The organism is Massilia sp. METH4 (genome assembly GCF_037094685.1).
Classification (GTDB): Bacteria; Pseudomonadota; Gammaproteobacteria; order Burkholderiales; family Burkholderiaceae_D; genus Rugamonas.
The window spans coordinates 2423380-2441987 of the sequence record NZ_CP146614.1 but is presented as its reverse complement, the minus strand read 5'-3'; the positions used below and the strand labels follow the sequence as shown (position 1 = coordinate 2441987).

Here is an 18608-nt window from a genome sequence, read left to right as displayed (position 1 = left end):
CAGGTCATCGAAGTAAATACGGGATGTCGACATGTACCGCCCCGGTCGGGCAATCCTTCTCGCAGGGCATGCAGTACCAGCATTCGTCGAACTTCATGTAGGCCGTGCCCTTCGTGAGGTCGATGGCCAGCACGTCGAGCGGGCATACGTCCACGCACACGGTGCAGCCCTTGTGGGCGATGCATTTGTCGGCATCCACCGAAACCGGGACGCTGGTGATATTGAAAGTGGTGGGCATGGGTTCTCCTTATGCAGCCAGGGGTTGCGCAACCCTGAGCCGCTGGTACGCGGTTTTCTCTTTATCCCCGAGGGGCACGATGTACGGCTCGATGGGCCGTTTGAAGCACACCATTTCGCCACCCTGCTTCTGCAACTGCACGTGCACGAACCACTCCTGGTCGTTGCGCTGCGGATAGTCCACGCGGTTGTGGTACAGGCCCCAGCGGCTCTCGGTGCGGTACAGGGAGGCGCGTGCCGCCATCTCGGCGCAGTCGCGGATCGCATGCACTTCCATCGCGCGCATCAGCTCGTGCGGGTTGCGCGCCTGCAGGCGGTCGAGGTCGGCGCGGATCGACTCGAAGCGCTGCAGGCCGATCTCCATCTTCTTCGTCACCTTCGGCGGCTGCAGGTAATCGTTGACCATGCGGCGCAGCTTGTACTCGACCTGGTTCGGCGGCAGGCCGTCCTCGCGCTGCAAGGGTGCCCACACGCGTTCGCGCTCTTTCGCCACCTGCGCTTCGTCCACCGCCGGCAGCTCGTGCGCCGCGCAGTACTCGGCCGCGCTTTCGCCGGCCAGCTTGCCGTACACGAAAGCACCCAGCATGTAGTTGTGCGGCACGCAGGCGAGGTCGCCGGCGGCATGCAGGCCCGGCACGGTGGTGCGGGCGTTTTCATCGACCCATACGCCGGACGCCGAGTGCCCGCTGCACAGGCCGATCTCGGAGATGTGCATTTCCACCATCTGCTGGCGATAGTCGGTGCCGCGCCCCTCGTGGAAGCGCCCGCGGCTGGGCCGCTCGTTCGTATGCAGGATCGTTTCGATCGTCTGGATCGTTTCCTCGGCCAGGTGGTTCAGCTTCAGGAATACGGGGCCGTTGCCGCCCTGGAGTTCGTTATAGAACTCCTGCATCATCTGGCCGCTCCAGTAGTCGCATTCAATGAAGCGCTCTTCCTTCGCATTGGTCGTATGACCGCCGAACGGACCGGTGACATAGGCGCACGACGGGCCGTTGTAATCCTTGATCAGCGGGTTGATCTGGAAGCACTCGATGCCCGACAGTTCAGCGCCGGCGTGATACGCCATGCTGTAGCCGTCGCCCGCATTGGTGGGGTTCTCGTAGGTGCCGAACAGGTAGCCGGATGCGGGCAGCCCGAGGCGTCCCGCCGCGCCGGTGGCCAGCACCACGGACTTCGCGCGGATCACGTGGAAGTCCGCCGTACGGCAGTCGAAGGCCATCGCGCCGGCGACGCTGCCGTCCTCGGCGAGCAGCAGCCGGGTGGCGACGAGGCGGTTCGTGATCTCGACGCGGGTGCGCTTCAGGCGCCGGTACAGCACCTTCTTGATGTCATGCCCTTCCGGCATCGGCAGCACGTAGGTACCCATGTGGTGCACCTTGCGCATCGCGTAGTCGCCCGTCTCATCCTTCTCGAAGCGCACGCCCCAGCGGTCCAGCTCCTCGATCATCGCGTAGCTGTTCCGCGCGTACGCCATCACCGTTTTCTGGTTGACGATGCCGTCGTTGGCGACGGTGATCTCCTTCACGTATTGCTCGGGCGTGGCAAAGCCCGGCACCACGGCATTGTTCAGGCCATCCATGCCCATCGAGATCGCGCCGCTGCGCTTCACATTCGCCTTCTCCAGCAGCAGCACGCGCAGCGCGGGATTGGCTTCCTTCGCCTTCACGGCCGCCATCGGTCCGGCAGTGCCGCCGCCAATGACGAGCACGTCGACGGTTTGTTCGATTGTCTCCATATCAGTTCCCAGGGGTTGAGGCGCGGCGGGGCAGCCGCAGGGTGTACTGGAACGCGTCGCCGCGCACGTACAGGTATTCGAAATCGAGCGGCACGCCATCGGCGGTCCACGTGAGGCGCTCGATGCGCAGCAGCGCGGTACCCGGCGCCACTTCCAGCGCGGCGGCCAGCGACGCGTCGGCCGTGATGGCGCCGATGTGGATATCGGCGTGCGACAGGGCCAGGCCGTAGTCCGTTTCCAGGATCAGGAAGATGTCGCGTTCGGCCAGGTTCTCGCCGCGCAGGCGGTCGCCCACGCGGGTGGGAAGGAAGGTGATCTCGAACGAGACCGGCTCTTCGTCGACATGGCGCACGCGGCGGATCTCGGTGACGCGCGCGCTGGCCGGCAGGTGCAGCTGGCTGGCCACATGGGCCTCGGCCGCCACCGTTTCATGACTGATCACCCGGTTGACGACGGTATGGCCGCGACGCGACATCGCCTCGCCGAAGCCTTCCAGCCGGGCGAGATCCTGGCTGGGCTTCGGCTGCGCGACGAAAGTTCCCTTGCCGGGCACCTTGACGATCAGGCCCTCGTGCTGCAGGTCGGCCAATGCCTGGCGCACCGTGATGCGGCTGACGCTGAAGATCGCGCTGATCTCGCTTTCAGCCGGCAGGCGCGATTCGGGTTCATAGGTGCCGTCGACGATCCGCTCGCGCAGGCGTTCGCGCACTTGCGAGTACAGCGGGGCGGCGGAGGCTTCGAGTTCCCGAAAATGTGACAGAGGTGGGGCCATGGGTTCCTTGCTTGACCTGTCATGACAGGTGATGACGATGCAAGGATGGTATCGATGGCTCCCAGGAGGGGGAACGAATCGTTTTGTTTTTGCTAATGCGGGAAGCGCCTCAGGCGGTGGGGGTATATCGATATGCGGGAGTTGCTGAAATGTGCAGCAACGGCGGGGCGATGCCCCCGGGGCCCACGCCGCGGAAGACAGCAGTGTTCGGGGACAGTCCCCATGTTGTTTTGATACCAGCTCTGCGGTAGCGGCAGTGCGCCGCCACCTTGAGGGTCAGCTCGCCACTGTCTCCGTGCGCGCGGCCGCCTCCAGCTCGCGCACGCGCGTGCGCAAGGCCCGCTCCTCGTTCCAGCGCGCGGTATCGTCGCGCACCACGGCAATGATCGACGTCACCTCGCTGGCGGGCGAGTGCAGCATTGCCACGGTAAAGGCGATCGACAGCGGCTTGCCTTCCTTGTGCAACGCCGGCACGCGCAGCAGGTCGTTGCCGTAGCGGGTCTCGCCCGTCGCCGCCGTTTTGTGATAGCCCTCCCAGTGACGCTGCCGCTGGCGCTCGGGGATGATCAGGTCGAGCGAGTGGCCCAGCGCGTCGCTGGCGGTGAAACCGAAGATGCGCGTGGCGGCGTCGTTCCAGAACGTGATCGCGCCGGCCGCATCGCAGACGATGACGCCGTCGCCGATGCTGCGCACCAGTTGTTCGAAATCGATTCCCGCCGTGTTGTTGTCGTTCATGTGCTCCTCCATGCAAAAAACGCGCACCCGCTGGCACGGGCACGCGAACGGGACACCGGAACCTTCCCCGGGTTCAGACGACGCGCTGTTCGTGCAGCGCCGCGATCTGGTGCTGGCTGTAGCCCAATTGTTCGAGGATCTCGTCGGTATGCTCGCCCAGCAGCGGCGATCCCTTGATTTCCACCTTGAGGTCGGAGAACTTGATCGGGCTGCCCACGGTCAGGTACTTGCCGCGCTCCTTGTGCTCCACCTCGGCGATCGTGCCGCTGGCCCTCAGCGACGGATCGTTGGCGATCTCCTTCATCGACAGCACGGGCGAGCACGGGATATCGTATTTGCGCAGCACGTCCACCGCCTCGAACTTCGTCTTGTCCTTCAGCCATTCCTCGATGGTACCGAAGATGTCGAAGATCTTGTCCTGCCGCGCCTGGGCCGTCATGTAGGCGGGGTCGTCGATCCACTCTTCCTTGCCGATCGCGCGGCAGATCGGCGCCCACGCATGGCCCTGGATGGTGAAGTAGATGTAGGCGTTTGGATCGGTCTCCCAGCCCTTGCACTTCAACACCCAGCCCGGCTGGCCGCCGCCGCCCGCATTGCCGCCGCGCGGCACCACGTCTGAGAACTTACCGTGCGGGTACTGGGGATACTCTTCCAGGTAGCCCACCCGGTCCAGCCGCTGCTGGTCGCGCAGCTTCACGCGGCACAGATTCAGCACGCTATCCTGCATCGACACGGCCACCTTCTGCCCCCGCCCCGTCACGTCGCGCGAGCGCAGCGCCGTGAGGATGCCGATGGCCAGGTGCATGCCGGTATTGCTGTCGCCCAACGCGGCGGCGCTGACGGTCGGCGGGCCGTCGTCGAAGCCGGTGGTCGATGCCGCGCCGCCGGCGCACTGCGCCACGTTCTCGTACACCTTCAGGTCCTCATAATGGTGGCCTTCCGAGAAGCCCTTCACGGAAGCGACGATCATGCCCGGGTTCAGCTCGCGGATATGCTCCCACGTGAAGCCCATCCGGTCCAGCGCCCCTGGGCCGAAGTTCTCCACCAGCACGTCGGACTCCTTGATCAGCCTGGTCAGGATGTCCTTGCCCTCGGGCGTCTTCGTGTCCAGGGTCAGCGAGCGCTTGTTACTGTTCAACATGGTGAAGTACAGCGCATCGACGCCGGGGATGTCGCGCAGTTGCGAGCGCGTCACGTCGCCGGCCCCGGGGCGCTCCACCTTGATGACGTCGGCGCCGAACCAGGCCAGCATCTGCGTGCATGCGGGGCCGGCCTGCACGTGCGTGAAGTCGATGATCTTGATACCTTCCAGTGGCTTGCTCATGGTGCAGTCTCCTTTTTTAGACATAGCGGGGCCCCGCGCCGGCGCCCGTGGTGCCGGCGGCGTGGAAAATCAAAGGGGTGGTGTCTACTTCTTCGCGGCGCTTTGCGGATTCAGGTTCGTCAGGCGCCCGCTTTCGGTACCGGCCGTTTCATCGATGACGGCATTGATCAGCGCCGGCTTGCCGGAAGCGATGGCTTCTTCCAGCGCGTGCGACAGTTCCTCCGGCGTGGTGGCGTGGTAGCCGATGCCGCCGAAGGCTTCGATCATCTTGTCGTAGCGGGCATTCTTCACGAACACGGTGGGCGCCACGTCCTTGCCGCCGGTGGGATTGACGTCGGTGCCGCGGTACACGCCGTTGTTGTTGAAGACGATCGTCGTCACGGGCAGCTGGTAGCGGCAGATCGTTTCCAGCTCCATGCCGGAAAAGCCGAAGGCGCTGTCGCCTTCCACCGCCACCACCGGCTTGCCGCTGGTGACGGCGGCGCCGATCGCGAAGCCCATGCCGATGCCCATGATGCCCCAGGTACCCGAATCGAAACGCTTGCGCGGCTGGTACTGGTCGATGATGCTGCGCGCGAAATCGAGCGTATTGGCGCCTTCGTTGACGAGGTTGATGTCCGGGTATTCCCGCAGCACGTCGCGGATGGCGCGCAGGGCGCTGTGGAAGTTCATCGGATCGGGGTTCTTGTCCAGCAGCGCGGCCATCTTCGCCGTGTTCTGCTCCTTCTTCTGGGCGATCGCACCGAGCCATTCCGCATCGGGCTTGCCGATGCCGGCACCGTCCAGGCCAGCCAGCAGCGTGCCCACGCAGGAACCGATATCGCCGATCAGCGGCGCCGCGATCGCCACATTGCTGTCGATTTCCGTGGGGGCGATGTCGATCTGCACGAACTGCTTCGGCTTGCCCCAGGTCTTGCCCTTGCCGTGCGCGAGCAGCCAGTTCAGGCGCGCGCCCACCAGCACCACCACGTCCGCCTCGGCCAGCACGAAGGAGCGCGCCGCGGAAGCCGATTGCGCGTGCGTGTCCGGCAGCAGGCCCTTGGCCATCGACATGGGCAGGTAGGGGATGCCGGTGCGCTCGACGAAAGCGCGGATGTCGGCATCGGCCTGCGCGTAGGCCGCACCCTTGCCGAGCAGGATCAGCGGCTTCTTCGCGCCCTTCAGCAGCGCCAGCGCGCGCTCGACGGACTCAGGGGCGGGCAGCTGGCGCGGCGCCGCATCGACCACCTTGACCAGCGAACGCCGCGCGTGACCTGCCTCGATGGTTTGCGCCAGCAGTTGCGCCGGCAGGTCGAGGTACACGCCCCCGGGCCGGCCGGAGACGGCGGCGCGGATGGCGCGCGCGATGCCGATGCCGATGTCTTCCGCCTTGAGCACGCGGAACGCGGCCTTGGCATGCGGGCGGGCGATGTTCAGCTGGTCCATCTCCTCGTAGTCGCCCTGCTGCAGGTCGACGATCTCGCGTTCGCTGGACCCGGAGATCAGGATCATCGGGAAGCAGTTCGTGGTGGCGTTGGCCAGCGCCGTCAGGCCGTTCAGGAAGCCCGGTGCGGAGACGGTGAGGCAGATGCCCGGCTTCTTCGTCATGTAGCCCGCGATGGCGGCGGCATTGCCGGCGTTCTGCTCGTGGCGAAAGCCGATGAAGCGCATGCCCTCGGCCTGGGCCAGCCGGGCAAGATCCGTGATCGGTATGCCGACCAGGCCGAAAATCGTATCGATGTCGTTGATCTTCAGCGCATCGATCACGAGGTGGAAGCCGTCGGTGACTTCCACCGATACGTTATGGGTCATGATTGTCTCCGGTTATTGTCGGGATGCCTGTCGGTTCGGGCGCCGTTGCGAGCTCGATCGCCTGGAATTGATCATAGCCAGCGCCATTCGTTTGAATCATTGACCGCGGTCAAGATTCGCCGCATGATGTCAATCTCGTGCAGTTCCACCGGCCAGACATGACGCTCATTGCCAACCACCCGGAACGAAACATCATTCGCGCCCAGCTGAAGCAGAACATCGTTCTGAAGGAGTTGCGTGACAGCGAAATGGCCGCACTGGAGCCCTATCTCACGGTGACGAATCACCAGAAGGGCGACCTCCTCCTGAACCAGGGCGTGTACGACATGCAGCAGTACTTCATCCTGGACGGCATCCTGAAGCGGCAGGTGACGAACCACGAAGCCAAGGAAATGATCCTGCGCTTCTCCTCCGAGCGCGATATCGAGACCAGCTATGCCGCGTGGTGCCTGAAGACGCCCACGCCCTACAGCATCGTGTGCATGACCAAGGCCAGGGTGGCCAGCATGCCGCTGTCGCAGTGGGTCGATTTCCTGCAGAGCCATAGCGTGGTCAAGCAGGCGTTCGAGTACGAGGTGATGAACCTGATGAGCGGCATCATGGCCCATACGATCACGTTGCACCTGCTGGACGCGCCGGGCCGCGTGCACCGCTTCATGCGCAAGTTTCCCGACCTGTTCGAGCGCTTGCCGAAAAAGGAGCTGGCGTATTACCTCAACCTGTCGCCCGAAACGCTGAGCCGGTTGAAGCACCAGGGAAAAATCTGAAAAGCAACACTTTACCGAAGGCAATCGAGAAATATTTCTGCCTTATTTTTGAGCGCGTTTTCATAGACAGTCATTCGAACTTTGAATGACAGATATGGCTGCCGTCAATTGGACCGGGGGTGTGCCGCCTTTATAATCAAGGGCATACACGCTTTCAACCATTCAAGGAGCAGCACATGAACGGCCTCAGTGATAGTGCAAAGCAACAAAACAGTGGCTTCTCGCTCAGCGAGTTCCTCCTCGACCTGTTCCAGCTGGACATTCGCGACAAGCTGAGCGACCAGGCGCAGGACCGCGAAGAAGCCGCCTACACCTGGGGCCTGTAAGATCGCCCCCGCCGCGCGAGCGGCAGCAAGAACCGGGACAGCGTACTGCCCCGGTTTTTTTACGCCTGTTTCAGCCGTGGATCGGCCAGACCGGCCAGGCGGCTAGGCCGCCACGGCCTTTTGCAGCCGCACGCCGCCGCGGGCCTGCGCCATCGCCTGCTCCAGCAACTTCACCAGCGCATAGGCCGAATCGATGTGCGGCGTAGGCGTATCCGTCATGCGTGCCAGCTCGATCACGGAACCTACCAGCGCGTCGATCTCCGGCCCCCTGCCCGCCTCCACGTCGACCAGCATCGACGTCTTGTGCTTGCCGATCTTCTCGGCGCCCTCGATGCGGCGGTCGAGCGTGACGCGGAAGGCGATTCCCAGCTTGGCCGCGACGTCCTGCGCCTCGCGCATCATGTTCGCCGCCAGGTTGCGCGCCAGCGGGTGCTGGCAGATGTCGACCAGGGTGGAATGGGCCAGCGCGCTGATCGGATTGAAGCTGAGGTTGCCCCACAGCTTCAGCCAGATCTCGGCGCGGATATTGTCCAGCACCGGCGCCTTCAGGCCGGCGTGTTCGAAGCACGCGCCCACGGCACGCGCCCGCGCGCTGGTGCTGCCATCGAGCTCGCCCAACGGAAAGCGATTGCCTTCGATGTGGCGGATCACCCCAGGCGACACCAGCTCCGCCGCCGGGTAGACCACGCAGCCGAGGATGCGTTCGGGCGGGATACGCCGGGCCAGTTCGCCGGCGGGATCCACGCTGAGCACCGGACGCCCTTCGAACTCGCCGCCGTGGCGGTGGAAATACCAGAACGGAATGCCGTTCTGCATCGTCACCACCACGGTGTCCGGGCCGAACAGGTGGCCGATGTGCTCCGACACATCCGCCACCTGGTGCGCCTTCACGGCGACGATGACGATATCCTGCGGCCCGGCCGCCGCATAATCGTTCGTCGCACCGACCCTGGCGGCCACCTGTACCTGCCCGCATGCCTCGACGAGCCGGATGCCGCGATTGCGGATGGCTTCCAGGTTCGCGCCGCGCACGAGGAAGGTCACCTCTTCGCCCGCCAGCGCCAGCCGCGCGCCCACCAGGCCGCCGATGGCGCCCGCTCCAATGACTGCGATCTTCATCATATGCTCCTTGGTTTCACTCGAAACGGTTGCTGAGCCGCCCGATGCCGTCGATCTCCACGACCACCGTGCTGCCCGGACGCATCGACCCCACGCCGACCGACGTGCCGCACAGCAGCAGGTCGCCTGGCTCGAGCGTCATGTCCTGGGACACGCGGCTGACCAGTTCGGCGGCGGAAAACACCATGTCGTTGACCGGGTAGTCCTGCCGCACCTCGCCGTTGACGATCGTGCGCACCACCAGCATGGCCGGATCGAGCCCGGTGGCGACCACGGGACCGAACGGGCAGAAGGTATCGAAGCCCTTGGCGCGCACCCACTGCGGGAACGTGGGGTCGCGGCCGATGATCTCGCTCACCGTCACGTCGTTGGCGCAGGTGTAGCCGAAGATGTGCTCCGCCGCGTGCTCGACGGGCACGCCGCTGCACGTGCGGCCGATCACGATCGCCAGCTCGCCTTCGAAGGCCACCTTGCCTTCGCAGCGCGGCTTGCGGATCGTGCCGCCCGGTGCCAAGTAGGAAGTGGGCGGCTTCATCAGGTACAGCGGTTCGGCCGGCGCCGGCAGGCCGAGTTTCTTGCCCAGGGCGTGGAAGTTGTTCCACATCGCCAGTACCTTGCCCGGCACGACCGGGGTGTACAGCTCCACGTCGGCCAGGTGGATGGCGATGTCGGTGCGTTGCGGCGCGTCGAACATGTCACCCTTGAAGACGCGGATCTTTTCGCCCTCGAGGGTGCCGAAGCGGACGGTATCGAGATGCCTGAATCGTATCCAGTGCTGGATCATGGAAGCCTCCGTGGAATGCGCAGGGCGCGGGAAGTCCGCGCGCACCGGGCGGCGCGCGCGGTACGGCGGGGAACGGGATCAGTTGACGAGACGGGCCGCGGTGGCCGTGCCGGCACTGGCGGACAGTGCCTTGTCTTCATCGGTCGCGCTGACCGTGCCGGAAGCCTCCTCGATGAAGCGCTTGCGCATCGGCCGCAGCACCCACCATGCCATCACGGCGGCCACCGCGTTCATGCCGCAGCCGACGAAGAACACCGCTTCCCAGCTGCCCGTCATGGCAGTGATGATGCTGGAGATCGGCACGAAGATCGATGCCGTGCCCTTGGCCGTGTACATCAGCCCCGCGTTACCGGCCGCGTTGCGCGTCCCGAACGTATCGGCCGTGGTGGCCGGGAACAGGCTGTAGATCTCGCCCCAGGCAAAGAACACCAGCCCGGTCAGGATGACGAACATGATCGGATCGCGGCCGAAGTAGTACAGCGCGATGATGCCGACCGATTCCAGGGCGAAGGCGATGAACATCGTCTTCTCGCGGCCGATCTGGTCGGACACCCAGCCGAAGAATGGCCGCGTCAGGCCGTTCAGCACACGGTCGATCGCCAGGGCGAACGTCAGGGCCGGCAGGATCATGCCCATGATGTTGAACTTCACCCCATCGATCTCGAAGTCCTTGGCGATCGGGCCCATCTGCGCGGTGGCCATCAGGCCGCCCGCGGCGACCAGCACGAACATCGTGTACATCACCCAGAACACGGGCGTGCGCACCATCTGCGAGGGCTTGTAGTCGGCCGTGGTTTGCAGCACGTTCGGGTTGACCTTCTTCTTGGCGGTCTTGGACGCCGTCTGGGGCGGCCGTGCCATCAGCAGCGCCAGCAGGATCACGATCGCGCCCTGGCCGATCCCGAAGTACAGGAACGTATCCTGGTAGCCGCGGCTCTCGATCATGTTCGAGATCGGGATGATGGTGGCGGCCGAGCCGGCGCCGAAGCCGGCGGCGGTCAGGCCCGCGGCCAGGCCACGGCGGTCGGGGAACCACTTCAGCGACTGGCCCACGCAGGTGCCGTAGACCGCGCCGGCACCGATGCCGCTGATGGCGGCGGCGATGTACAGCACGGCCAAGGTGGAGGCGTACGAATTCATCACCCAGCCGATCGCGCACAGCAGGCCGCCGAACAGCACCACCGGGCGCGGGCCCCATTTGTCCACCGCCCAGCCCTCGACGGGCACGAGCCAGGTTTCGGTCAGGATGAAGATCGTGAACGCCACCTGGATCGATGCCTTGGTCCAGCCATGGGCTTCGGCGAGGGGGTTCACGAACAGGGTCCAGCCATACTGCAGGTTGGCGATCATGGCCATGCAGACGATGCCCATGACCAGTTGCATCCAGCGGAACGATGCTGGCCTTTCGATAGCGGTCGATGCGTCGGTTTTCATGCAATGTCTCCCATCTGGTTTTTCAGCGCTGTTCTGGTACCGCTGTCCGGTACCGCTGTCTGTTACATCGATCGCCGTGCGGCTGGCGGCTCGCCCGGCAGCGGAATGGGGCTTCTCAAGCGGTGCCGGGCGATGCTGCGGTGCGGTTGGTGGCTCATGTGTTGTCTCCTCTATGAATCGATGGATTCGCGCGGAAGCTGCCGAAAGACTCTGGAACCCGGTGCGGAACGCGGGTACTGCCCGCGGCCCGTTTCCTTATTTGAAGTTCAACAGATGGAACGATTGTGGAAGAACATATTTCGCATATCCTTGACCGCGGTTAAGAATCAAAAAATCGCTTGAAGTAGTGGCATTCGCACACGGTCAGATGCCGATCTGCGGCTGGCGCAGCTCGCGCCAGTCGATGGCCGCCGCAAGGTCGCCGCCTGCCCCCAGGTAGCGCGCTTCGCAACGCTCCTTGGTGGCCAGGATCGCGTCGATGAGGAAGTCCGCGTCGTAGACCGCCAACAGGTGCCCCTGGTGGCGCGCCAGATAGGCGCGGATGCACTCGCGTTCCGCGCCGGCATCGGGCAGGTCGCAGCCGGCTTCCCAATACCAGGGCAGGTCCAGCTCATGGAAGGCCGCGTTCCAGGCGTTGCGCTGCGCCGCGGCGGCGCTCGTATTCGTCATGCTTTCCTCCGTTGTTGTGATGCCGACGGAGTCCATACTAAGCAAGCTCGATGATTAGCAAAATTCAAAGTTTTTAGGGATAATCATCAAGGACAGGTTATAGCTGAAACAAGTCGCCATACCATTCCTGGGGAGTGCCATGCGCAATGCCACGTTGCGGCAGCTGAAGATCTTCGAGGCGGTGGCCCGCCACCTGAGTTTTTCCCGGGCGGCGGCGGAAATGCACCTCACGCAGCCGGCCGTCTCGACCCAGATCCGCACGCTCGAAGCCCACGTGGGCGCCACCCTGTTCGAGCAGCTTGGCAAGAAGACGTACCTGACACAGGCCGGCAGCGAGCTGTTGCCCCATTGCCGCGCCATCATCCTGCAGTTCGAGCAGGCCGAAGCGGCGATGGCCCAGCACCGCGGCATCACGGGCGGCCGGCTGGACGTGGCAGTGATCAGCGCCGGCGACTACTTCTTCCCGCAGCTGATGATGGCCTTCGCGCGCCGGCATCCCGGCGTGAAGCTGAACCTCACGGTGCACAACCGCGAAGAGCTGCTGGAGGAACTGGCGGCCAACCGCACCGATCTCGCCGTGATGGTGCGCCCGCCGGTGCACGACACGCAGAACGACCCGTTCGCGCCCCATCCCTACGTGATCGTGGCCGCGCCACAGCATCCGCTGGCCGCGCCGGGCCGTGCGCCGGTCCCCCTGCGCGAGCTGGTGAAGTACCCGTTCGTGGTGCGGGAGCGCGGTTCGGATACGTGGCACTCGATGGAAGATGCGTTCGGGCCGCGGCTCGAAGAGCTGCAGGTGGCGATGGAAATCAAGAGCACGGAAACCATCAAGCAGGCCGTGATCGCCGGCATCGGCCTGGGGTTCCTGTCCGCGCACACGATCGGCCGCGAGGTGGCGGCGGGCAGCCTGGTCGTCGTACCCGCCGAGCGTTTTCCGCTGATGCTGCACTGGTACGTGGTGCACCGCCGCGAGAAGCGGCTGCCGCCCGTGGCGAGCGCGTTCCGGCAGTTCCTGCTCGACGATGGGGCGGAGTGGATCGGGCGGCTGATTCCGACGGCGGGCTGAGACCACCAGCGGCCTTTGGGCCCCTGGTGTCGTACACCAGCTTTTCGGTGTACGACACCGGTTTTCTCCAGAGGCATCCACGAGCGGAAGCGAACCGATGTCGCGCACGCCGGATGTCGCCGACGTCGGTAGGGAAAACCGGTGTCGCACACTTAAACGCTGGCCCGCCAGGGCGGACCGCCGTTTAAATGTCCTACACCAACCGGATCAGCTTCCCATCAACGCCCGCACGTGCGCGGCACACCCGCCCGCCAGCCCTTCCCCGCTGTATCCCCCCTCCAGAACGGAAACGATGCGCCCGCCGCACAGGTCCGCCGCGATCGCCATCACTTCGCGCGTGATCCAGCCGAAGTCGTCGTCGTCCAGCGCCAGCTGGGCCAGCGGGTCGAGCCGGTGCGCGTCGAAGCCGGCGGAGACGAGGATCAGCTCCGGCGCGAAGGCGCGTAGCGCGGGCAGCATCCGCATCGACACGCTGTTGCGGAACGCCTGCGAGGTACAGCCGGGCGGCAGCGGCACGTTGACGACATTGCCGCTGCCGCCCCGCTCGTGCGCGGCGCCGGTGCCCGGATAGAGCGGCGATTGATGGCTGGAGCCGAAGAACAGCCGCGGTTCGCCATGCGCCGCGGCCTGCGTGCCGTTGCCGTGGTGGACGTCGAAATCGATGACCGCCACCCTGGCCAGGCCGTGGGCGTGCAGCGCGTGCATGGCCGCGATGGCCACCTGGTTGAAAATGCAAAAGCCCATCGCCCGGTCCGGCTCGGCGTGGTGCCCGCAGGGCCGGGTGGCGCAGAACACGTTGTCGGCCTCCCCCGCCAGCACGGCGTCCACACCCGCGCAGGCGGCGCCCACGCAGCGCATCACCGCGTCGAGCGAGCGGGGCGACAGCACGGTGTCGCCGCCGTCGAGCACCGCGACCCCATGCCGGGGCACCATGGCGGTAACGGTGTCGACATAGTCCGCTTCGTGGACCAGCAAGACCTGCTCGCGGGTGCCGGCCGGCGCCTCGCGCCATGCGAGCGCCGAAAATTCCGGCGCCCAGAGTGCCCGCATCACCACGTGCAGCCGCTCTGGCGCTTCCGGGTGGCCCGCGCCGGGCAGGTGCTCCAGGCAATCGGGGTGGAACATCACCATCGTGGCCATCGCCGCTCCTCAGATGACGCGCCCGGCCCGCAGGGCGGCGATCTGCTCGTCGCCGTACCCCAGCTGGGCCAGCACCTCGTCGGTATGCTCGCCCAGCAGCGGCGAGCGGCGCACCACGGTGGGGCTGTCGGAAAGCTTGATGGGATTGCCGACGGTGAGATAGGGGCCGCGCTCCGGATGATCGACCTCGACGATCGTGCCGGTGGCGCGCAGCGACGGTTCCTCGGCCAGTTCCTTCATCGACAGGATGGGACCGCAGGGAATGTCGTAGCGGTTCAGGATATCCATGACCTCGAACTTGGTCAGCGTCTTCGTCCATTCCTCGACGGTGGCGAAGATCTGCATCAGGTGCGGCAGCCGGGCGCGCGGCGTGGCAAAGGCCGGGTCCTCGATCCATTCCTCGCGCCCGATCACGCGGCAGATGGCCGGCCACACGGCCGCCTGGGCGATGAAATAGATGTAGGCATTCGGATCGCCCTCCCAGCCCTTGCACTTGAGGATCCAGCCGGGCTGGCCGCCGCCGGAGGCGTTGCCGGCGCGGGGCACCGTGTCGCCGAACCGGCCGGTGGCGAACTGCGGGTATTCCTCCATCACGCCGTTGCGCTCCAGGCGCTGCTGGTCGCGCAGCTTCACGCGGCACAGGTTCAGCACCGCATCCTGCATCGAGATCTGCACGCGCTGGCCCCGGCCGGTAGCGGTGCGCTGGAACAGCGCCGTGACGATGCCCAGCGCCAGGTGCAGGCCGCTGCCGCTGTCGCCGATCTGCGCCCCGGTGACCACCGGCGGTCCGTCGTCGAAGCCGGTCGTGGCGGCGGCGCCCCCGGCGCATTGCGCCACGTTCTCGTAGACCTTGCAGTCTTCGTAGGGCCCCGGCCCGAACCCCTTGACGGAAGCGACGATCATGCGCGGGTTGAGCTGGCTGATGCGCTCCCAGGAAAAGCCCATGCGATCGAGCGCACCCGGCGCGAAGTTCTCCACCAGCACATCGCAATCGCGGATCAGCGTTTCCAGCACCGCCTTGCCGGCCGGCTGCTTGGTATCGAGCGTGATCGAACGCTTGTTATGGTTCAGCATCGTGAAGTACAGGCTGTCGACGCCGGGGATGTCGCGCAACTGGGCGCGCGTGGCGTCGCCTTCGCCGGCCCGCTCGACCTTGATCACGTCGGCCCCGAACCAGGCCAGCAGCTGGGTGCAGGTGGGACCCGACTGGACGTGGGTGAAATCGAGAATGCGAATGCCTTCCAATGCCTTGCTCATGCCGGTCTCCTCGGTTGATGGGCTGCGTTCTTGTTTTCTGCGTGTATTCTGCGCCGCCCGATGAGCTCGGGCAAACATTTGTAATACCTCAGATGCAACCCATCATACCGGGCCGTTCCCCGGCCGATCATTGACCGCGGTTAAGTTTGGCCGGAACGGAACAGTGCGGCCAGGTCAGCCTGGGTGCCGGCCTCGGCGTCGTCGTAGCCCGGCAGGTCGGCCAGCGCGGCGCGAAAGCGCTCGTGCGCCATCGCCGCCGCGACCGTGCCGAGCAGCGGCTGGGTGAGCGCCGCCTTGTCGCAAGCGAGGAAATAGCGTTCGCGGCAGACGGGAATGAACTCCAGGCCGAAACGGCGCGCGGCCGTCTCCACGCCGAAGCTGATGTCCGCCATGCCGCTGGCCACGTAGGCCGCCACCGCGGCATGCGTGAATTCCGCGCTGTCCTGGCCGACGATGGCCGCCGGGTCGATGCCCTGCTCCGCCAGCAGCAGTTCGAGCAGCACGCGGGTGCCCGAGCCCTGCTGCCGGTTGACGAAGCGCACGTCGCGGCGCGCCAGGTCGGGCAGCCCCGTCACGCGCTTCGGATTGCCGCGCGCGACAAACAGGCCCAACTCGCGGTAAGCCAGGTGCAGGAAGGCATGGCGCTCGGCGTTCAGCCAGGGCCGGTAGCTGGCCGCCGCCGCTTCCTCGAAGCGCCCCACCGGCAGGTGGAAGCCGGCCAGGTCGCACTCGCCGCGCGCCAGCGCCGCTACCGCGTCCGTGCTGCTGCGGTAGCTGATATCCACCGTCACGCCCTGCTCGCGCAGCTGCGCCACCAGCGCCGCCACGGCGAAGCCGTGCGAGGCCGTCAGCCGAACCCCTTGCGCGTCCGCCGCCAGCACGCGCACCAGCTCCTGTTGCAGCTCCGATGCCAGGCTGTCGAGCAGCGGCGTAAGGCGGGCGCCGATGCGCCGGTCGGCCCACATCAGCTTTTCCGCCAGCGGCGTGAGCACGGTGCCCTGCCCGCGCACCTTGTGTACCAGCTCGGCGCCGAACTGTTTGCTGAACTGCTGCAGCAAGCCCCAGGCGTGGCGATACGACATGCGGCACTGCGCAGCCGCCTTGCTGATGCTGCCCGTTTCGCTGACGGCGGCCAGCAGCGCCAGCAGCGCCGGCAGCGCCGTGGCGGTGCCGCGCGCGTCGCGCAGGAACCAGTCCGGTTTTATTTCCACGCTGAGCATATGCAAAATCCTTCCTATTGAAGCCGTTCTCACGGGGTGATAGTCTGAATTTACATGATAAAACACGCGCCGCATATGCAAGCGAGAACATAAGCGGCGAACCGAGGAGACGCCATGTCCAGCGCCACTGCTTCCCCAGTTTCCACCGCCGCAGCCAAAGCGGCCGCCCCTTCGGCCACCGCTTTGACCACCATCGACGCCATCCTGGCCGACCTGTTCGCGCGCCTCGGCAACCGCCAGGACCAGCTGCTGCCCGTGCTGCACGGCTTGCAGGACAGCGCCGGGTACATTCCACCGGAACGCGTGCCGGAAATCGCGCAACACTTCAACCTGTCGCGCGCCGAGGTGCACGGCGTCATCACCTTCTACCACTACTTCCGGAGCGAACCGCCGCCACGCTGCGTGATCCAGCTCTGCCGCGCCGAGGCATGCCAGAGCATGGGCGCGGACGGCTTGCTGGAACATGCCGAACGCGCGCTCGGCTGCTCCCTGCACGGGCGCAGCGCGGACGGCACGTTCGGCCTGGAACCCGTGTATTGCCTGGGCCAGTGCGCCAGCGCACCGGCCCTCACCATCAACGAGGCGGTCTTCGCCCGCGTGACGCCGGCCCGCTTCGATGCGCTGGTCGCCGACATTGCCAATGTCGATAACAACAGCCGGGAGGCCGTATGACCACGCGTATCTGGGTACCCTGTGATTCGGCGGCGCTGGCGGTCGGGGCCGACGAAGTGGCAGCGGCAATCGCCGCCCAGGCACTGCAACGCGGCCTCGACATCCTCGTGGTGCGCAACGGTACGCGCGGCCTGCTGTGGCTCGAGACGCTGGTGGAGGTGGAAACGCCCGAAGGCAGGTTCGGCTTCGGCCCGGTGGACGCGGCGGACGTGCCCGCCCTGTTCGACGCGGCATGGTCGCCCGACCATCCGCTGGCGCTTGGCTTGGTGGAGCAGATTCCCTACCTGGCGCGCCAGCAGCGCCTGACGTTTGCCCGCGTCGGCATCGTCGCGCCGGACTCGCTGGACGACTACCTCGCGCACGACGGCTACCGCGGCCTGCGCAACGCGCTCGCCATGGCGCCGGCCGAGATCGTGGCCGCCGTCACGGCCTCCGGCCTGCGCGGCCGTGGGGGCGCGGCCTTCCCCACCGGGATCAAGTGGAACACGGTACTGAAGGCGCCCGGCAGCGAAAAATATATCGTCTGCAATGCCGACGAAGGCGATTCCGGCACCTTCGCCGACCGCATCATCATGGAAAGCGATCCCTTCGTGCTGGTGGAAGGCATGACGATCGCCGGCCTGGCCGTGGGCGCCACGCGCGGCTACGTCTATGTGCGCAGTGAATACCCACACGCGATCGCCCGGCTGGAAGCGGCCATCGCGCTGGCGCGCCGGCATGGCTACCTGGGGGTGGACGTGCTGGGTTCGGGCCGCGCCTTCGAGCTGGAAGTGCGCAAGGGTGCCGGCGCCTACATCTGCGGCGAGGAAACCGCCCTGCTGGAAAGCGTGGAGGGCAAGCGCGGCATCGTGCGCGCCAAGCCGCCGCTGCCGGCACTGGCCGGACTGTTCGGCAAGCCCACCGTCATCAACAACGTGCTGTCGCTGGCCACCGTGCCGATCATCCTGGACAAGGGTGCCGCGTACTACCAGGACTACGGCATGGGCCGCTCGCGCGGCACCCTGCCCGTCCAGCTGGCTGGCAACATCAAGCAGGGCGGCCTGATCGAGCTGGCGTTCGGCGCCACGCTGCGCGAAATCCTGTACGACTATGGCGGCGGTAGCGCTTCCGGCCGGCCCATCAAGGCCGTGCAGGTGGGCGGGCCGCTGGGCGCCTACCTGCCCGAATCGCAATGGGACACGCCGCTCGACTACGAAGCCTTCGCGGCGCTGTGGGCGGTGCTGGGCCACGGCGGCATCGTGGTGCACGACGACCGCGCCGACATGGCCAAGCTGGCGCGCTACGCCATGGAATTCTGCGCCATCGAATCGTGCGGCAAGTGCACGCCGTGCCGCATCGGTTCCACGCGCGGCGTGGAAGTGATCGACAAGATCCGCGCCAGCTCGCAGCCGCCCCAGCTGACCCAGCACATCGTGTTGCTGCGCGACCTGTGCGACACGATGCTGAACGGCTCGCTGTGCGCGATGGGGGGCATGACGCCCTACCCCGTGCTGTCCGCCCTGAACCACTTCCCGCAAGACTTCGGCCAGGCCGACACGTCGAAGCACGCCGCCTGAGGAG

General features: G+C 66.0%; 18 protein-coding genes. 5 read left to right on the top strand and 13 right to left on the bottom strand.

What is annotated here, in order from left to right:
- Nucleotides 1–4: 4 nt before the first annotated feature.
- From V6Z91_RS10820 to oxc, 6 genes are all read right to left on the bottom strand, one after another.
- Nucleotides 5–238 carry a ferredoxin family protein gene (locus V6Z91_RS10820; protein WP_338770257.1) on the bottom strand — a complete coding sequence of 78 codons (234 nt, stop codon included), beginning with the start codon at nucleotides 236–238 and terminating at the stop codon, nucleotides 5–7.
- 9 nt (nucleotides 239–247) lie between these two features.
- Nucleotides 248–1972: a fumarate reductase/succinate dehydrogenase flavoprotein subunit gene (locus tag V6Z91_RS10815; RefSeq protein ID WP_338770256.1), complete on the bottom strand. Its 1725-nt coding sequence runs from the start codon at nucleotides 1970–1972 to the stop codon at nucleotides 248–250.
- A 1-nt stretch (nucleotide 1973) separates the two neighbouring features.
- A complete protein-coding gene (locus V6Z91_RS10810; protein WP_338770254.1) occupies nucleotides 1974–2744 on the bottom strand; it encodes a GntR family transcriptional regulator in 771 nt (256 codons plus the stop codon).
- A gap of 276 nt (nucleotides 2745–3020) precedes the next feature.
- Nucleotides 3021–3479, bottom strand: a complete 459-nt coding sequence (locus V6Z91_RS10805) for a PAS domain-containing protein (RefSeq protein ID WP_338770253.1) — start codon at nucleotides 3477–3479, stop codon at nucleotides 3021–3023.
- A 73-nt stretch (nucleotides 3480–3552) separates the two neighbouring features.
- Nucleotides 3553–4803 carry a formyl-CoA transferase gene (frc, locus tag V6Z91_RS10800; protein WP_338770252.1) on the bottom strand — a complete coding sequence of 417 codons (1251 nt, stop codon included), beginning with the start codon at nucleotides 4801–4803 and terminating at the stop codon, nucleotides 3553–3555.
- Between the two features lie 84 nt (nucleotides 4804–4887).
- Nucleotides 4888–6594, bottom strand: coding sequence for an oxalyl-CoA decarboxylase (oxc, locus tag V6Z91_RS10795; RefSeq protein ID WP_338770251.1), 1707 nt, complete (start codon nucleotides 6592–6594; stop codon nucleotides 4888–4890).
- Nucleotides 6595–6752: 158 nt separating this feature from the next.
- On the opposite strand from oxc, the gene V6Z91_RS10790 reads away from it, so the two are divergent.
- Together V6Z91_RS10790 and V6Z91_RS10785 are read left to right on the top strand one after the other, a co-directional pair.
- A complete protein-coding gene (locus tag V6Z91_RS10790) occupies nucleotides 6753–7361 on the top strand; it encodes a Crp/Fnr family transcriptional regulator (RefSeq protein ID WP_338770250.1) in 609 nt (202 codons plus the stop codon).
- Between the two features lie 176 nt (nucleotides 7362–7537).
- Nucleotides 7538–7687: a hypothetical protein gene (locus V6Z91_RS10785; protein ID WP_338770248.1), complete on the top strand. Its 150-nt coding sequence runs from the start codon at nucleotides 7538–7540 to the stop codon at nucleotides 7685–7687.
- A 102-nt stretch (nucleotides 7688–7789) separates the two neighbouring features.
- Here the strand turns inward: V6Z91_RS10785 and V6Z91_RS10780 are convergent, their stop codons facing one another.
- The 4 genes from V6Z91_RS10780 to V6Z91_RS10765 form a co-directional block, all read right to left on the bottom strand.
- Complete coding sequence (locus V6Z91_RS10780; RefSeq protein WP_338771799.1) at nucleotides 7790–8806, bottom strand: 2-dehydropantoate 2-reductase; 1017 nt, start codon at nucleotides 8804–8806, stop codon at nucleotides 7790–7792.
- 16 nt (nucleotides 8807–8822) lie between these two features.
- Nucleotides 8823–9590, bottom strand: a complete 768-nt coding sequence (locus tag V6Z91_RS10775) for a fumarylacetoacetate hydrolase family protein (RefSeq protein WP_338770246.1) — start codon at nucleotides 9588–9590, stop codon at nucleotides 8823–8825.
- 78 nt (nucleotides 9591–9668) lie between these two features.
- Nucleotides 9669–11024 carry an oxalate/formate MFS antiporter gene (gene oxlT / locus V6Z91_RS10770; RefSeq protein WP_338770245.1) on the bottom strand — a complete coding sequence of 452 codons (1356 nt, stop codon included), beginning with the start codon at nucleotides 11022–11024 and terminating at the stop codon, nucleotides 9669–9671.
- A 363-nt stretch (nucleotides 11025–11387) separates the two neighbouring features.
- The gene (locus V6Z91_RS10765) at nucleotides 11388–11693 is read right to left on the bottom strand and encodes a hypothetical protein (protein WP_338770243.1); all 306 of its coding nucleotides are present in this window, start codon (nucleotides 11691–11693) and stop codon (nucleotides 11388–11390) included.
- A 139-nt stretch (nucleotides 11694–11832) separates the two neighbouring features.
- Between V6Z91_RS10765 and V6Z91_RS10760 the strand changes: the two genes are divergently transcribed.
- A complete protein-coding gene (locus V6Z91_RS10760; protein WP_338770241.1) occupies nucleotides 11833–12759 on the top strand; it encodes a LysR family transcriptional regulator in 927 nt (308 codons plus the stop codon).
- A gap of 207 nt (nucleotides 12760–12966) precedes the next feature.
- On the opposite strand, the gene V6Z91_RS10755 is transcribed toward V6Z91_RS10760, so the two are convergent.
- The 3 genes from V6Z91_RS10755 to V6Z91_RS10745 all read right to left on the bottom strand — a co-directional run bounded on the left by V6Z91_RS10755 (nucleotide 12967) and on the right by V6Z91_RS10745 (nucleotide 16376).
- A complete protein-coding gene (locus V6Z91_RS10755) occupies nucleotides 12967–13899 on the bottom strand; it encodes a histone deacetylase family protein (protein ID WP_338770240.1) in 933 nt (310 codons plus the stop codon).
- A gap of 9 nt (nucleotides 13900–13908) precedes the next feature.
- Complete coding sequence (frc, locus tag V6Z91_RS10750; protein ID WP_338770238.1) at nucleotides 13909–15156, bottom strand: formyl-CoA transferase; 1248 nt, start codon at nucleotides 15154–15156, stop codon at nucleotides 13909–13911.
- Between the two features lie 140 nt (nucleotides 15157–15296).
- Entirely contained in the window at nucleotides 15297–16376 is a 1080-nt protein-coding gene (locus V6Z91_RS10745) for a substrate-binding domain-containing protein (RefSeq protein WP_338771797.1), read from the bottom strand.
- A gap of 114 nt (nucleotides 16377–16490) precedes the next feature.
- Here V6Z91_RS10745 and V6Z91_RS10740 point away from each other — a divergent pair, with 114 nt between their 5' ends.
- Nucleotides 16491–17048, top strand: a complete 558-nt coding sequence (locus tag V6Z91_RS10740) for an NAD(P)H-dependent oxidoreductase subunit E (RefSeq protein WP_338770236.1) — start codon at nucleotides 16491–16493, stop codon at nucleotides 17046–17048.
- Nucleotides 17045–18604 (top strand): NADH-quinone oxidoreductase subunit NuoF, encoded by a 1560-nt coding sequence (locus tag V6Z91_RS10735; protein WP_338770234.1) that lies wholly within the window; start codon nucleotides 17045–17047, stop codon nucleotides 18602–18604. Before V6Z91_RS10740 ends, V6Z91_RS10735 begins: the two co-directional genes overlap by 4 nt.
- The last annotated feature ends 4 nt before the right edge of the window (nucleotides 18605–18608 follow it).

Coding starts and splice junctions, on each gene's coding strand:
- V6Z91_RS10820 (WP_338770257.1), bottom strand. CDS start 238: ATGCCCACCACTTTCAATATCACCAGCGTCCCGGTTTCGGTGGATGCC.
- V6Z91_RS10815 (WP_338770256.1), bottom strand. CDS start 1,972: ATGGAGACAATCGAACAAACCGTCGACGTGCTCGTCATTGGCGGCGGC.
- V6Z91_RS10810 (WP_338770254.1), bottom strand. CDS start 2,744: ATGGCCCCACCTCTGTCACATTTTCGGGAACTCGAAGCCTCCGCCGCC.
- V6Z91_RS10805 (WP_338770253.1), bottom strand. CDS start 3,479: ATGAACGACAACAACACGGCGGGAATCGATTTCGAACAACTGGTGCGC.
- frc (WP_338770252.1), bottom strand. CDS start 4,803: ATGAGCAAGCCACTGGAAGGTATCAAGATCATCGACTTCACGCACGTG.
- oxc (WP_338770251.1), bottom strand. CDS start 6,594: ATGACCCATAACGTATCGGTGGAAGTCACCGACGGCTTCCACCTCGTG.
- V6Z91_RS10790 (WP_338770250.1), top strand. CDS start 6,753: ATGACGCTCATTGCCAACCACCCGGAACGAAACATCATTCGCGCCCAG.
- V6Z91_RS10785 (WP_338770248.1), top strand. CDS start 7,538: ATGAACGGCCTCAGTGATAGTGCAAAGCAACAAAACAGTGGCTTCTCG.
- V6Z91_RS10780 (WP_338771799.1), bottom strand. CDS start 8,806: ATGAAGATCGCAGTCATTGGAGCGGGCGCCATCGGCGGCCTGGTGGGC.
- V6Z91_RS10775 (WP_338770246.1), bottom strand. CDS start 9,590: ATGATCCAGCACTGGATACGATTCAGGCATCTCGATACCGTCCGCTTC.
- oxlT (WP_338770245.1), bottom strand. CDS start 11,024: ATGAAAACCGACGCATCGACCGCTATCGAAAGGCCAGCATCGTTCCGC.
- V6Z91_RS10765 (WP_338770243.1), bottom strand. CDS start 11,693: ATGACGAATACGAGCGCCGCCGCGGCGCAGCGCAACGCCTGGAACGCG.
- V6Z91_RS10760 (WP_338770241.1), top strand. CDS start 11,833: ATGCGCAATGCCACGTTGCGGCAGCTGAAGATCTTCGAGGCGGTGGCC.
- V6Z91_RS10755 (WP_338770240.1), bottom strand. CDS start 13,899: ATGGCCACGATGGTGATGTTCCACCCCGATTGCCTGGAGCACCTGCCC.
- frc (WP_338770238.1), bottom strand. CDS start 15,156: ATGAGCAAGGCATTGGAAGGCATTCGCATTCTCGATTTCACCCACGTC.
- V6Z91_RS10745 (WP_338771797.1), bottom strand. CDS start 16,376: ATGCTCAGCGTGGAAATAAAACCGGACTGGTTCCTGCGCGACGCGCGC.
- V6Z91_RS10740 (WP_338770236.1), top strand. CDS start 16,491: ATGTCCAGCGCCACTGCTTCCCCAGTTTCCACCGCCGCAGCCAAAGCG.
- V6Z91_RS10735 (WP_338770234.1), top strand. CDS start 17,045: ATGACCACGCGTATCTGGGTACCCTGTGATTCGGCGGCGCTGGCGGTC.